This is a genomic window from Microbacterium bandirmense, from assembly GCF_037204185.1.
Classification (GTDB): domain Bacteria; phylum Actinomycetota; class Actinomycetes; order Actinomycetales; family Microbacteriaceae; genus Microbacterium; species Microbacterium bandirmense.
On record NZ_JBBDGM010000013.1, the window covers coordinates 38695 to 51880 of the forward strand.

The following is a 13186-nucleotide window of genomic DNA, read 5'->3' on the forward strand; positions in this document are numbered from 1 at the left end:
CTCAGCGCTCCTGCACGAGCATCTCACCAGTCGCACCCACCAGTAGCTCGTCGGCATCGACCTCGAATGCTCCGGCGATTCGCACCAGCAACGCACTCTACCTGGTAGCTGCGGCGTTCATTACCCCGCTGTAGCGTCCGCACTCGATGCGTGAGTGCTCGAACTTGAGCCTGCCGCTGGCCATGAGTCGACCCAAGAGATGCCACTATATCGATGTGCATTCAAGAAAGCAGACACTACGCCCCGCCAGGCTAGCCACGAAGCCGCAGACCCCGGAGGAAGAGTGCGCTGCGGTTGCCGTCTCAATTGGCAAGAAGGCAGACAAGAATAAACGGCGTGCGCGCGCCATGACGGTTGCCATGACTGTCAGCACGGCGGCGATTCCCGTGTTGATCGGCCTATCCGGTGACAACTACTTGTGGGGAAAGGTTGCACCAAGTGTGCTTGCGGCGCTGTCAGCGTTGCTCGTCGCGCTCAACGGGCTCGAGCGCCCACACGAGCGGTGGGTTCTCTACCGGCGCTACCAACGGCTCGTTCAAGCAGAGGAGAAGAAGTACCGCTTTGAGGCTCCTCCGTATGACGGAGATGAGCGCGATCGGCAGCTTGCCGCCAAAGTCGCCCAACTCGAACTCGATCTGCAGGAGGAGTGGGAGGGACTGATTCCGAGCAGATCCGACCTATCCTCTGCCGGTTCACCCGCGGGGAATCAAGGTTGATGACTGAGATCTTCGAGCACGCCGCGTGTGAGTTCAAGAGTCATTACGGCGTCGGGACACTACATGTCTACAGTTTCGGGCCGCATGAGGAGGACAACGTTCTGTGCATCGAAGTGCCTCGGCCTGATCCGACACTCGACGACCCTCTCGTACGAGTGCAGAGCGCGTGCTACACCGCGGAAATCTTCCGAAGCACCGACTGCGATTGTCACGAGCAGCTCCATACCAGCCTTGAGGCGGTGTTCGCGGAAGGAGGCTATGTCGTCTACATGATCTGCGATGGGCGTGGCGCTGGCCTCCTCACGAAGATCCGCGGACTCTCGCTCGGCGACAGGGAGGGTCTGGACACTCATGATGCATATCAGCGCCTAGGCGTCGGGATCGACCCCCGTGAGTACGCCCGCGTAGCCGTGGTTCTGCGCGATCTCGGCGTCCGCAAGCTACGTCTGCTCACGAACAACCCCAGGAAGGTCGAAGGGCTTGAGTCTGCCGACATCCGAGTGACGAGAGTGGAACTACAGATCCCTCCCACGGCCGACTCGTGGTCTTATCTGACGACCAAACGGTTGAAGATGGGGCACCTTCTGGACGACGTCATGATGCCAGAACATCAATAGATACCGGCACGACTCGGTGAAGGCCAGACCACCGTCACCTCTCGAGCCGATCATGCCATTCGTGCCAGCGTCCGGCGTATCGGGCAAGGGATCTGCACTCGTTGAAGAGCCGCGAGTTCGGGTGCCCGGCGACACGCCGGCCGTTGCTGCGAAGCAGTTCATCGGGAGAATCGGATCGCTGGTTGGCGTATCCGACGTGCTTCAGTAGAGCGAGGCGCAGAAGCAGCGTGGTCGACTGCTCTGCCGATCCAACAAACTCGAAGTCGTTCATCAAGTCGTTGCGAAGCGGCGCTCCATGGGTGAGTGCGTTGCGCAACCTGGACACGGCTCCTGCCCAGTTAGACAATGGTGCCCCGAAGAGCCATTCAGCCGACTCCTCACCGAGCGTCTCGGCCAGGGCGACCAGCCGGTCTTGGAGCGTCCACCTGCGCTGTTCGAGGTAGTTCTTGTAGTCGCGGCGCTCCGCGCTGTTGAGTCCTGCCGCCTTGAGCTTCTCCAGAGTCTCTTGGTCAGCCTGACGCAAGCCGGGCGCAGTGAGAGCGACTTCCGCGAGCGACTCCAGTCCATTGCACGTCTCGATCAGCATGCTCTCGACTGTCATGCCGTTCTTGCGAGGTGTTGCGGCACTCATCAGGTGTCGACTCTTGGAAGTGAGCTCAAGCCATCGCTGGATGAAGTGGGGGAAGCCGATCTCCCATGTGTCGAACAGGGGATCATGTAGCTCACCCGGTTGGTCCTCACTACCAGGTCGGCGCGGGTTGATCTCAATGACGACGTCCTTCTCCGCCGTCTCACCGAACGTCAGCTCCTGGACATCTGACGGAGTGTCCATCACGATCGCATGGAGACTCGTCAGACGGAAGGCAAGGTCTCGAATCTCCTCAACGCGCATGCCGTTGGGTGCGTGGAGCTGGTACATCCCGTAGGTGTCTGACGAGCGCTTCGTTCTGCCGAAAATGCGGTTCTCATATGTTGCTAGTGCAAGCTTCCGGTCATCTCCGAGGTCAGCCTCAAGCCACGGTCCAGGCTCCTCAAGCGACACTCGTCGGCGCTCGCTTGCGAGTTGGTTCAGGCGTGAAGGGCCGATCCAATCCCATAGGTGGCTGGTGGTGAAGGAGGCGCGAGTGAACAAGTCAACGTCAGTCACGTGGTCCCCTTGGAGCAAGGTGAAGCCCTCCCAGGTTTGGCTGATGTGCTCCAGTGCTCGCTCCCCGAAGCCCGTACGGTGTGTGAACGGACCGACCGGGTGCGCGTGCATGAGCGTCAGCTTGCCTGCCGAGGTGATGCCATGGAGCGTCCGCCCCTCGCTATAGCCGGGTTCGTTGGGATCCGGCAGCGACCCATCGAGCAATAGCGTCCAGGTGAGTCGGTCATCAACGAACTTCCAGTCGATGACGCCCGACACTCGATCCAGCGGTGAATCCACCAGCCACCACTGACCGATCGCGACACTGAAGCTGTTCATTCCACAATCCTGGTCTAGAGGATGCGTGTCTGGTGGCGCCTAGCTAGTGCGATCTGAGTCCCAGGGGGACCGAACCACATCGGCGGATGGAGCCATCACGGCATGATGTGAACCACGATAGGTGCTCTGTTCGAGCAGTCAGGTGTCGTGTACCAGCGCGCAGAGAGGTACTCGTCGTCCCCTTGGTATCGCCACTCGACGACCGCTGCTAGTTCCTCTGCTGTGACCGGTGCCGACGTCACCTGGAACTCAGCGAAATCGCCTGGGTAAAGTTCATCGGTGTGGCGTTGGAAGTACCCGCCAACGGGTATGACATTCGTACCGGTGGCGTCAACACCCCAGGCTCCTGGTGTGCCCATGACGCGTGCTGGAGTGTCGGAATCGTTGCGGATCACGCCCGCGGTCCACGCGGTCGCGTCCAGTTGCATCTCAGCGTAGATGATGCTGATCTCGCCCGCCGGGCAAACAGGCGCAGGAGCATCTCGTTGCTCGGTTGGTGGCGTCTGCGGGCGCTCCGGTTGTGGAGCGTTCGAAGGTGACGGTTTCGTTGTCACAGGGGTGGGCGACAAGAGCTCTCGGTTGGAGGGGAGCAGGTCGCCTGCCAGAGGGGCTGGTGCTTGGTTCGTCTCCCTCGGGGCGGCGACGGGGACTTGACTAGAGTCGGTGAAGAGCGCCGAGCGGATGGCCGGGACGGCAAGGGCTGCGCCGGCTGATGCGAGAACGACAGACGCACCAGCGATGACTCCAACAAGCCACGGCCGCCTCCGTAGCCAAGACACCCGCCCACGCGGTGCAGGATTCCCAGTGTCCTTCGTCATCCCTCACCGCTCCTGCACGAACATCTCCGCGATCACGCCCTGCAGCAGCTCGCCGGCATCGACCTCGAGCGCCTCAGCGATGCGCACCAGCGAGTGCACGTTCATCAGGGAGCGCCCTGCCTCGTAGCCGCGGATGTTTGATGAGTCGATCCGGCTCGCGACGGCGAGCTGGTCCGCGGTCATCGACCGGGCCTTGCGGGCGGCGGAGATCCGGGCGCCGATATATGCGGCGGCGGCAGAAGCTGTACGGGCCATAGCCCCAGGGTACTCGTACCTATCTGTCGTTCGTAGCGCGACGCTGTCCTAATCGTAGATGAGTACTGCACCGGGGTCAGTCAGCTCAATCTGGCCCACGCCTTCGTAGAGAGTGATGCGCCCAGTCGTACACAGCGTGGCGCCGAGTGGAATCGATTCGAGACGACCTACGTCCCAGATCACGATCTGGAAGCGACCACTGTCTGGGTAGTCCAGGCCGAGATTCAAGAACGCGTCATCGGTGGAGTATCCGCTGCCGGCGAGCGGCCCGCATACTGTTAGTGTCTGGCCGGCATACCGCGCTGCTTCAGACCACGATGTCCCACCATCCGGCCAGGTCGTTCCTCCAGCCGCCCAGTCCCGGGTCGTCGACGTCGAGCCGGATGGCGGCGCTGATTCCGCGGGAACCCACTTGCCGTTGACCTCGACGCAGTTCTTCCTCGCCGCAACCTCCGAGGCGAGCCCGCCTGGGGCGGCGACCAGGATGTCACATCCGTCTGCGGAGGTGGTGTCCACAGGAGCCGGCTGCGGGCTCTCGTACGCAGTGGGCGAGTTGTAGGTGGCTGAGCACCCTGTCGCAGCGATCAGAATGCCGGCTGTCAAGACACCCCATGTCCCCAGAGCGGCCCAGCGCAGTTTCCCCATAGCGCAGATCATAGCGGCGCCTCGGTTCGCTCCGATCGCCGTCGGCGTGGATGACCGCAATGGCGGCGCGTGAGCGCGACTGAAGCTCGGACGCTACCCGCAGCTCACGATGGAATATTGCCCGGTCGATGTGTTGGTCCTCAACAGCTCTCCGTTGACGTAGATGTTGCACGTAACCTTCGAGCCGTTCATGATCTGCGCATTGAAGTTCTCGGGGCTTCTGTCAGTTTCGAACGTCTTCTTCCACGGCAGCGAGGCATCTACCGCTTGGCTGATGTTGTACGTCCCCGGCGCGATCCACGTGATCGTGGCACGTGACCCATCGCTGACAACCTCATAGACCACGGTCGGCGGCGCCAGGGCGAGCTCAATCGGCTTGCTGTTGTCCGCGATGGTGCCGGCCGCCGGGTTCTGCTTTGAGACGAGTTTCGATCCGTATTCGTAGCCGTCGACGGAGTATCCGGCCTCCTCCAGCGTCCGGACGGCTTCGCCTTCAGTGAGCCCCACCACCTTGGGCACCTTGTATCCCCAGTCCAGGGTCACGGTGGATCCGACGGGCCGCTTTCCCTCACTCGGTGCGGGGCTCGCTGCGCGAACGAACAGCCTCGCATCGCTCGTCGAGCCCGGGACCGAAGAGTAGCCCGCGGTGATTCCCACTGCTTCGAGTGCTTCGACCGCTTCACCGAAGGGCATCCCGATCACGCGAGGTACGTCCACGAGTGGTGCATCCAGGGACAGCTCTATGAGAGTGTCCGCTTCGACCACCTCGTTAGGCTCGCGTTCCTGTGCGAGCACGTTCCACTCGCCGAAGCCGGTGATCTTGCTGATGACGTCGCTGTCAGGCTTCACCTGGATGAACGATTGCTTGGCAAGCGCGGCTGCGTCATCGTAAGTGAGGCCGGTGAAGTCTGGGATCGCGACTTCGATGAGCTCGATCGAGAGCTTCAGCGTCGTTCCCGGACGTATTCGTGACTCAGGAGCGGCCGATTGTCCCGTCACCTCACAGTGATCAGATAGCGGAGGATCGGTGGTACAGACCGCGTCTGACGCAGCCTCGAACGGTTCATAGGCGAGTCCAGCGTCGCTGATCGCTGTGATGGCCTCAGTGGGGCCCTGACCGACCAGATCGGGCACAGCGACGCGAGTGAGGTTGTCGATCAGGACGAACGCTGCAATCACCACGGCCACCGCGACAACGACGGCGCCGAGAATGACGTAATGCATCCGTCGTGGTGGCCAGAGCCTGGCCACCACAGACTGGCTCTTCGGTTCTTCGTTGACCGTCACGCACATCTCCCCAGCAGTCGCTCCGAACGTGCCGCCGTCCAAGAGGGCCAGGCACAGTTGGTGCTGAGCCTATCTAAACTGGCAATTGCACCGGACACCGTTGCCTTGACGGTGCTGACTTCCCGACGCTGGGACCTGTGCCCCTTGAACGCAGTGTTCGCTGGGCCGCCTTTACAGAACTTCCACTTAAGCTTACGCTTACAAACGAAAGCAAGTGGATGATCGCCCTGGGGACGCGGTCATCGATGCGATGAAGGAAGAGATCATGACTGCCGTAACAGCTGCGCGCCCGACCCTGACGATCACCGATGGGCTGCGCGCCGAAGCGGCTCGTGTCGTCGAGCAGGCCGGTGACGAGAAGGTGTCTAGCGTCGTGATCACGACCGAGACCGGCAAGCAGATCGAGGTCCCCACAGACCTTGCCGAGGTCCTTGACTCGATCGTGCACCGGATGGTGCAAGGCGGACGAATCGTGCTGGCGTCGATGCCCGAGCTGTTGACGACGTCGAATGCTGCCGACGTGCTCGGCGTATCCCGGCCAACGCTCGTGAAGCTCATCGAGGACGGCAAGCTGCCCGCCGTCATGCGCGGCACACATCGTCGTGTCCGGTGGAGCGACCTGTCGCGGTTCCGCGACGAGCGCGAGGCCCAGCGCCGAGCCGCAGTGCGAGAGCTGCTGGAGGCGGACTTCGGCGGCGAGTAGATCGCAGCAGCGACATTGTCGGACTGCTCTCGTATCCTGGTGACGTGCGAGTACCGATCGTCTTCGTGGATGCCAACGTCCTGTACTCGAAGACCCTTCGGGACTGGCTCTTCCTTCTGCGCCTGGAGACGAGTGCCGACATGTTCACACTCGCCAGCTCGAACGATGTCATCGCGGAGGTGCTGTACCGCCTGAGGAGGAACAACCCATCTGGCCCTGGCCATCTCACGGGCAACGTCAAGGACACGCTCGAAGGAACACTCGACGAGATTGTCCGCGATTTCCCCGCGGGCACGGTCTTCCTCGGCGACGATCAGCACGACGTGCACGTACATGCGGCCACGAAAGAATGCGGCGCCAGCTACCTGATCACGGATGATCATGGCTTCTTCACCGTCGCTGACCAGCTGAACTACGAGGTCCACACGGCGGATTCGTTCTTCCAGCTCCTCACGGAGAACGTTCCGGAGGTCGTTGATCGGGTCATTCACCAGCAGTTGGGCTACTACCGTGCTCGTGGTTCGGGCATGACGCTGAGCCAAGCTCTTGCGGATGCGGGTTGTCCGATGTTCTCGACCATCGTCGACCAGCACCTCCAGGCTTTGGCTGCCGGTCGCAGCACGAGCGGGATCGCCGCTGAGGTGGGTGCTGGGGCTGTGAGCGAGCGGGTCCAGCCGAGTGTCGAGATCGCTGAGAGCGTGCGTGGGAGGTAGCTTCTTCTCGCGCTCCAGTTCAGCAGCAGCCGACGGAACTCAAGCACCGCGACGTGGCTGACGGAGTACGGGCCATAGCCCCAGGGTACTCGTACCGGCTTGGGTTACTGGTGTCCTGCGATGCCTCAGGTTCTGCGATACCTCAGGAGACCTCACCCATGTAGCCCCAGAGCTGGTAGCTACCGTCTTCGTCGCTGATGACATCGAACCCCTCAGCTTTGATGAACCTCTGGCACGGCGAATTCCGCTTATGAACGAGCGCGACGACGCCATAGTCAGTCCCGTGTTCCCGGTTATAGGCTCGAATCTCGCGGAGCACGCGGTGCAGCATCTCGCGGGCCGCACCGGACCGCTGTGCTGCCCGCGAGGTGGCGAGGACGCGCACATAGAAGACGGGGTCGCTGCCCAGTCGCGAGTCTCTGAGCAATTGGTAATGACAGACGCTGATGATCGTTGTACCGTCTTCTGCAACCAAGAGACGATACGGCCGACGCAGGGGAGGGCGCAGGCTCCGGACCATTGACTGGGCTTCGAGCTCCCATTCTCGCGGATGAACGCTTTTCCTGCGCACCCGGTCAAACCTTGAGGTCGTCCAGCACCCATAGGGGTCTGCGCCCGACACCGCAGGACACCTGAGCGCGCTGCACGCTCCGGGTGCAACCCGCCGCATCAAGCCGAGCAATGCGCCTTCGTTTGGGCCAGACTCACTCGCAGGGGCTACTCCCGGATGACGGGTTAGGGGTTGTCCAGGGAGTGACGTCCGTCAACGCGGCCGACCAGACGAGCTCATCCGCGGCGTTGACTCGACAGCAATGCGTCGTCGTCAAAGACGGCGGAGTACGCCACACTACACGTCGCGTGGAGCCTCTTGTGGCCGAGACCGACGCGACGTCTGCGACAATCGCCATCCGAGGAGCTTGCGAAATACGGAGGAACAGTGAACGAAGGCTGGCAGCTCACCAGGCTAGGTTGGCGAGCATTTCAGGACCTCTGCATGGCAATTCTCTCGTCGACGTTCGGACAGACCGTCGAGCCCTTCGAGGACGGCAACGATGCAGGTCGAGACGGTGCGTTTCGTGGCGTCTGGCGCGACGAACTCGCTGAGCAGGCTTTAGCGGGAGCTTTCGTGATTCAGGCGAAGCACTCCTCGGCAGACAAAACGATCTCCCTGAGCAATGTGGCCAGTGAGTTGCCCAAGATCGCCGACCTTCATCGCCGCGGCCTCTGCGACAACTATGTGTTGATGACTAACTGCCGAGTTACGGGCGAGTCGAACGCCGCAATTGTCGAAGCCATCAAGGCGCTCGGTGTGAAGGACGTCCGCGTCTGGGCGCGGACGTGGATCGAGGACAAACTATCCAACAGTCCGGAACTGCGCCGAATGGTACCCAGGGTCTACGGCCTAGGCGACCTCACAGAAATTCTGGATGACCGTCGCCGGCAGCAGGCGAGCGCGATACTGCACGCGCTCGGATCGAGTACGGCGACCTTCGTTTCGACAGCGCCGTACCGCGCCGCACTGGACGCGCTCGATCGGCACCGCGCCGTGGTGCTGCTCGGGGGCCCCACCGTCGGAAAGAGCGTGATCGCACAGATGCTTGCGCTGGGCGCGGTCGATGCCGGCGGCATGGACGTGATTAAGGCAACGTCGGCTTCGGAGTTTCTTGAGGCGTGGAACCCCGGCAACCCGAATCGCATGTACTGGGTCGACGATGTCTTCGGCGAGCTCTCTGCCGAGCCATCACTACTGGACGCATGGAGCCGTAACATGGCCGCACTGCTCGCGGCGCGCGCCCAAGGAAATCGGTTTGTGTTCACTTCTCGTGACTACATCTATCGGGAAGCGGTGCAACGCCTCAAGGAGTCGAACGTTCGCTTCTGGGACAACGCGAGAATCGAGGTGGTCGTCAGTGACTTGACTTCTGCGGAACGCCAGATGATTCTCTACAACCACATGAAACTTGGGAGTCAATCAACTAACTTCCGATCACGTATCAAGCCTCATCTTGCCCACGTCAGCAGCTTGAAGAGCTTCACACCAGGCCTCGCTTATCGACTCGGGAACGCACGTTTCACGAAGCTTCTAGATCCGAGCGATCGGCTTGCCGTCACGTCGTCCTTTGACAACCCCACGGCGTACCTTGACGAAATCATCGGGCAGTTGAACGCCAGAGACAAGGCAGCGATTGCCCTCCTTTTCGCAGCCGGAGGTGAACTGCATCTCCCTATCCAGGACTCAGCTCGCGCGCGCAACCTCGTGGTTGATCTCGGATCCACCCTTGAATCGGTACCGCCTGCGCTCGAGTCCCTCGACGGCACATTCGTCAAGTCGGAGAGGTTCCCGGTGGGCGCGACATACACCTTTGCTCACCCGACTATCCGTGAGGCGGCGAACCGCTTCCTCCAGTCCGGTGTAGCGACAGTCGCGAGTATCGTCAGGGCCACTCCGTTTCCAGATCTCGTGGGGCAGGTCGATCTACGTCATCCGGACGCAATCCCGCCCAAGGAGCGGGGACGCCACCTCATAGTCGGCGAGGTCGAAGGGCCTTCCGTCGTTGAGGCAGCAGTGCGCCACCTCAGCGGTGTTAGCGGCTACGGCGCGTGGCGTGTCAAGTCTGACCTTCTGGAGTTGCTCGCGCGCCGAGCTAGCCCCGATGTGCGAGCGCTGTTCGTGGCTAACGGACTGGAGTACGTGTCCGAGTGGGCCACAACCGTCGTCCACAGCGCCTCAGCACGACGCCTGTTCGGTCTTCTCCAAAACGAGCAATCACTTCCTGAAGGTGCTCGGGCGGTGGCACTAAGTCAGCTCGTTGACGCGGCACGGGACCTTCGATCATCGGTCTGGATGACAACCGAATGGCTGACGGAAACTGAAGTCACCGAGATCCGGGAGGAAGTAGAAGGCGTGCTGCAGTTTCCTGACGACGTTCTGGAGGGCATCACTGATTCATACGATGTCGATTCAAACCCCGACAGTTACCTGGAGGACTACTGGAGCACGGTAGATGAACTGCGCGAGATCTTCGCCGACGACGATGACATCCTCGCTCGCCTGAACTACTACGAGTCGAGGCTAGAAGTCGTCACGGCTGATGTGAACCTGATGTCGCAGTACGCGCCGTGGGAGGACGACGACGATGATCGCCGCGACGACCTAAACGATCGGCAGCCTGCGGAAAGCACGCGCAGCATCTTTGATGACGTTGACGAGTAGTCAGCTTCGACCGAGCGGGTCATGCGCGGTTCCCGGTCAGGCGCGCTACGGCCGAGTACCACGTATCGGAGCTATCCGGTGTCCCCGCCCTCGTCGCCTCGAGGGTTCCGCGAAGTCGGGCTCAGGATTGCGTTTCGTGTCAAGTACCGTTTTCTAGATCGCCGCATCACGGAGGCCGGCCAAACAGCGCCGCTGCAGACGTCGATCGGGTTGCCGCGCATCAGCAGCGCTGTCCATCCGCGCTCACGCCACACACCTCCGCGGCTGACCTGAGCTGGTCGGCGGAGCGTACTGCACGCGCTCCCGCGAACATCACGAAAGCCCCGGACCCGAGTGTTTTCATGAGGTTCGGGGCTTTCGATGATGGCGGTGACGGTGAGATTCGAACTAATCACCACATATCTGAAATCGCCGTCAGATAGCTGGCAAGCAGATCGCGTAGGCGACTACTGACCGTGACTTCTTGCCGAGGCTCTCGGGGCTCACGCCAACTTGGCCTAGACAGTTGTCAGAGCATCGTCTTGCCGGGGGCCGGAGGCGCGATCACTGCTGCCTAGGTAGTCCCTGGCGTTCGATTCCCTGTCCGCGGCAACGGTTGCAAGCAGGTTGGCAACGGTGTCAACAAGACGCGCGCAGCGCTTGCGCTCATCCTTGTCCGAGGCCACCTCGTAGGGACCGTTCTTGCCGGTGCGCATCGTCGGTCTGTCCGGCAATACATCCAGCAGCTCATACAGCTGTTCGACCGCATCGCAACGAGCTAATGCAGCAATCTTTACCGCGTCGTTGACCTTCTTGTCATAGGCCTGCTGCTCGGCGATCAGAGCAGCGATCTCCGCTGCCCGAATCTGGCTTCGGGTTCTTCTCATTAGGTGCTCCTCGTGACGGTTGTCGGGGGTCAGCCCTGCTCAACAGGGCTCGGTCTGGATGCGGCCGTGCAGTTGTGAAGTTGGTGGCCGGAAGTCTCGTGTCGCTCGCGTGAGGAAAGTTGGCGGATCAACTGCATGACTGCACGGTGCAGTTGTGCAGTTCGGGGGAGCGAATGTCTCTTAATACGCCCACGTAAGGAGGTATGGGATCTGTATTGCACAACTGCACCGAAGCGGTAAGCAGTCGTCAATTGCGCCAGTAGCCTCTGCCTGTGCCTGCTGTACGTGGCGCGGCATTAGCGCGGTGACGGGACACCGGCCCGTTGGCGGCACAGGGCGCGCTAGCGGGCCGGCGAAAGGTTAGCCGACGTAGGAGGAGGCAGGAGGGGCGTCCGTGTACCCTTCCCACGGGTCGACGGGGGGCTCGCCGTCCGGTCCGCAGTTCGAGTCCGCGGATCCAGGGGCGGGGAGATTGATCGGGGCTCCACCGCTGCTGGCGATGCCGAGTCCCTTACGCACCATGCCGCGGGACATCTTCGCTGCCGCAAACCCGAGACGATCAAGCGCGTAGCCGAATTCCGTGCGTCCGAGCCGGTGCTCGGCGAAGATCCGCTCCGCGGTCGCCCAGTCGACGTAGGCATCGTGAAGCTCCCTCGTCGTGTTGCCACCGTTAGAGGGCGTTTCCGTGCACACGGTGTCGATGAACCTGGCAACGCTGTCCTGAGCGGAGGCGTAGTCGTTGGTCGCAATCTTGACCGCTTCCGGCTCGGCGAGCCCATCTGTCCAGTACTGATGCAAGCCCTCCACCGCCCAGGTAAGGATGCCGTCGGCCTCCTCCTGCAGCTTCGACGCAAGGAGCGGGTCGCGATCCTCGGGCTCGATGAAGACGTCGAAGGTGATGACGCGGACGCGTTCCCACACGGCGGGGTCGTCGGCGGGCAGCGTAGGGAGGTGGTTGGTGACGAGAAGGATCAGCCACGATGCGAGGAACGTGATCGGATTCTTGTACAGGCCGCGGGCGGTCACCGGGTCTCCACCAGTCAGGCTCTTGAGGAGGGCCGACGCGATGCGCGCCATCTTCTCCGTCTCCGAAAGGGCGACAAACCGTGCTCCGCGGAGGTCGAACAGCGCCGGCGATGCCCCGTTAGCGTTGCCCTTCGTGCGCTCGAACAGGGTCGAGGGGGGCGTAATGGGTGTAATCACCGATCGCCCAGCCGACCGCCTCGTACGTGACGCCCTTGCCATTTCGACCCGTCCCGGTCGCGATCACGAGGATGTGCTCGAGCTGCTTGCCGATCAGGGCCACTCCGAGGACGCGCTGGAGATACGCACGCACCTCGGGGTCGGGCAAGATCTGCTCGAGGAAGGACATCCAGCGCGCGCAAGGTGCCAGCGGATCGAATGAACCGCGCGTGATCTTCGTGATGCGATCCAGAGGATCGTGCGGAGTCAACTCAAAGGTCTTGAGGTCAAGCGACCCCGAAGGTGTGTTCAGCACAAACGGATCGGCATCAAGTTCGGTGGCCTTCACCGAAATGCCGGGCATGCTCGCAGCGAGAGACAGCACGCCCTTCGCGCCGGCCGCGGTCTGAGCCTTCACCAAATCGGCATAGAGGTCCTTGTCCGCGATCGCATCCGCCGCGAGGCGGCGGATCGTCTTCATGACCGCGTTTGTGGCCCCCTTGTCAGAATCATCGGCGAAGAAGCTTGGGGTGCAGCCACTGCTGCTTCAGCAACACGCAGTGCGGCTGTGGGGTCGCTCGCTTGAGACCGAGGCCTTGCGGCGGGCAGGTGAAGGCAGCACGCCGCAGGGTCGCGGGCGCGTGACGCGCATCCTGGTCGATGAGATCCGCGCATCTATCGAAGGGGAGTGCTGATGGCGCGGGG

The 13186-nt window shown here is 62.0% G+C and carries 15 protein-coding genes; 6 read left to right on the top strand and 9 right to left on the bottom strand.

The window, feature by feature from the left end; all coding sequences use genetic code 11:
- Positions 1 to 164: 164 nt before the first annotated feature.
- Positions 165 to 716: a DUF4231 domain-containing protein gene (locus WDU99_RS13820; RefSeq protein ID WP_337333039.1), complete on the top strand. Its 552-nt coding sequence runs from the start codon at positions 165 to 167 to the stop codon at positions 714 to 716.
- Positions 716 to 1333 (top strand): GTP cyclohydrolase II RibA, encoded by a 618-nt coding sequence (gene ribA / locus WDU99_RS13825; RefSeq protein WP_337333040.1) that lies wholly within the window; start codon positions 716 to 718, stop codon positions 1331 to 1333. The genes WDU99_RS13820 and ribA overlap by 1 nt, the downstream gene beginning before the upstream one ends.
- Positions 1334 to 1367: 34 nt before the next feature.
- On the opposite strand, the gene WDU99_RS13830 is transcribed toward ribA, so the two are convergent.
- From WDU99_RS13830 to WDU99_RS13850, 5 genes are all read right to left on the bottom strand, one after another.
- Entirely contained in the window at positions 1368 to 2798 is a 1431-nt protein-coding gene (locus WDU99_RS13830) for an ApeA N-terminal domain 1-containing protein (protein WP_337333041.1), read from the bottom strand.
- Between the two features lie 95 nt (positions 2799 to 2893).
- Positions 2894 to 3226 carry a hypothetical protein gene (locus tag WDU99_RS13835; protein ID WP_337333042.1) on the bottom strand — a complete coding sequence of 111 codons (333 nt, stop codon included), beginning with the start codon at positions 3224 to 3226 and terminating at the stop codon, positions 2894 to 2896.
- 393 nt (positions 3227 to 3619) lie between these two features.
- The gene (locus tag WDU99_RS13840; RefSeq protein ID WP_337333043.1) at positions 3620 to 3871 is read right to left on the bottom strand and encodes a helix-turn-helix domain-containing protein; all 252 of its coding nucleotides are present in this window, start codon (positions 3869 to 3871) and stop codon (positions 3620 to 3622) included.
- A 48-nt stretch (positions 3872 to 3919) separates the two neighbouring features.
- A complete protein-coding gene (locus WDU99_RS13845) occupies positions 3920 to 4387 on the bottom strand; it encodes a hypothetical protein (RefSeq protein ID WP_337333044.1) in 468 nt (155 codons plus the stop codon).
- 222 nt (positions 4388 to 4609) lie between these two features.
- Complete coding sequence (locus WDU99_RS13850; RefSeq protein WP_337333045.1) at positions 4610 to 5803, bottom strand: MmpS family transport accessory protein; 1194 nt, start codon at positions 5801 to 5803, stop codon at positions 4610 to 4612.
- 265 nt (positions 5804 to 6068) lie between these two features.
- On the opposite strand from WDU99_RS13850, the gene WDU99_RS13855 reads away from it, so the two are divergent.
- Positions 6069 to 6506 carry a helix-turn-helix domain-containing protein gene (locus WDU99_RS13855; RefSeq protein ID WP_337333046.1) on the top strand — a complete coding sequence of 146 codons (438 nt, stop codon included), beginning with the start codon at positions 6069 to 6071 and terminating at the stop codon, positions 6504 to 6506.
- A gap of 44 nt (positions 6507 to 6550) precedes the next feature.
- A complete protein-coding gene (locus tag WDU99_RS13860) occupies positions 6551 to 7219 on the top strand; it encodes a PIN domain-containing protein (RefSeq protein ID WP_337333047.1) in 669 nt (222 codons plus the stop codon).
- A 142-nt stretch (positions 7220 to 7361) separates the two neighbouring features.
- On the opposite strand, the gene WDU99_RS13865 is transcribed toward WDU99_RS13860, so the two are convergent.
- Positions 7362 to 7889: a GNAT family N-acetyltransferase gene (locus WDU99_RS13865; RefSeq protein WP_337333100.1), complete on the bottom strand. Its 528-nt coding sequence runs from the start codon at positions 7887 to 7889 to the stop codon at positions 7362 to 7364.
- A 324-nt stretch (positions 7890 to 8213) separates the two neighbouring features.
- Here WDU99_RS13865 and WDU99_RS13870 point away from each other — a divergent pair, with 324 nt between their 5' ends.
- On the top strand, positions 8214 to 10433 hold the full coding sequence (locus WDU99_RS13870) for an nSTAND3 domain-containing NTPase (protein ID WP_337333048.1): 2220 nt from the start codon (positions 8214 to 8216) through the stop codon (positions 10431 to 10433).
- A 497-nt stretch (positions 10434 to 10930) separates the two neighbouring features.
- Here WDU99_RS13870 and WDU99_RS13875 read toward each other — a convergent pair whose 3' ends face one another.
- From WDU99_RS13875 to WDU99_RS13885, 3 genes are all read right to left on the bottom strand, one after another.
- Positions 10931 to 11299, bottom strand: a complete 369-nt coding sequence (locus WDU99_RS13875) for a hypothetical protein (RefSeq protein WP_337333049.1) — start codon at positions 11297 to 11299, stop codon at positions 10931 to 10933.
- A 360-nt stretch (positions 11300 to 11659) separates the two neighbouring features.
- On the bottom strand, positions 11660 to 12544 hold the full coding sequence (locus tag WDU99_RS13880; RefSeq protein ID WP_337333050.1) for a DNA primase family protein: 885 nt from the start codon (positions 12542 to 12544) through the stop codon (positions 11660 to 11662).
- Positions 12444 to 12962 (bottom strand): hypothetical protein, encoded by a 519-nt coding sequence (locus WDU99_RS13885; protein WP_337333051.1) that lies wholly within the window; start codon positions 12960 to 12962, stop codon positions 12444 to 12446. Before WDU99_RS13885 ends, WDU99_RS13880 begins: the two co-directional genes overlap by 101 nt.
- On the opposite strand from WDU99_RS13885, the gene WDU99_RS13890 reads away from it, so the two are divergent.
- Complete coding sequence (locus tag WDU99_RS13890) at positions 12961 to 13176, top strand: hypothetical protein (RefSeq protein ID WP_337333052.1); 216 nt, start codon at positions 12961 to 12963, stop codon at positions 13174 to 13176. The genes WDU99_RS13885 and WDU99_RS13890 overlap by 2 nt on opposite strands.
- Positions 13177 to 13186: the final 10 nt, after the last annotated feature.

Bases quoted from the DNA above. Each gene is read 5' to 3' on its own strand.
- WDU99_RS13885 (WP_337333051.1), bottom strand. From the start codon at position 12,962: ATGAAGACGATCCGCCGCCTCGCGGCGGATGCGATCGCGGACAAGGAC.
- WDU99_RS13840 (WP_337333043.1), bottom strand. From the start codon at position 3,871: ATGGCCCGTACAGCTTCTGCCGCCGCCGCATATATCGGCGCCCGGATC.
- WDU99_RS13855 (WP_337333046.1), top strand. From the start codon at position 6,069: ATGACTGCCGTAACAGCTGCGCGCCCGACCCTGACGATCACCGATGGG.
- WDU99_RS13830 (WP_337333041.1), bottom strand. From the start codon at position 2,798: ATGAACAGCTTCAGTGTCGCGATCGGTCAGTGGTGGCTGGTGGATTCA.
- ribA (WP_337333040.1), top strand. From the start codon at position 716: ATGACTGAGATCTTCGAGCACGCCGCGTGTGAGTTCAAGAGTCATTAC.
- WDU99_RS13880 (WP_337333050.1), bottom strand. From the start codon at position 12,544: ATGGCAAGGGCGTCACGTACGAGGCGGTCGGCTGGGCGATCGGTGATT.
- WDU99_RS13875 (WP_337333049.1), bottom strand. From the start codon at position 11,299: ATGAGAAGAACCCGAAGCCAGATTCGGGCAGCGGAGATCGCTGCTCTG.
- WDU99_RS13865 (WP_337333100.1), bottom strand. From the start codon at position 7,889: ATGCGGCGGGTTGCACCCGGAGCGTGCAGCGCGCTCAGGTGTCCTGCG.
- WDU99_RS13870 (WP_337333048.1), top strand. From the start codon at position 8,214: ATGGCAATTCTCTCGTCGACGTTCGGACAGACCGTCGAGCCCTTCGAG.
- WDU99_RS13890 (WP_337333052.1), top strand. From the start codon at position 12,961: ATGACCGCGTTTGTGGCCCCCTTGTCAGAATCATCGGCGAAGAAGCTT.
- WDU99_RS13835 (WP_337333042.1), bottom strand. From the start codon at position 3,226: ATGCAACTGGACGCGACCGCGTGGACCGCGGGCGTGATCCGCAACGAT.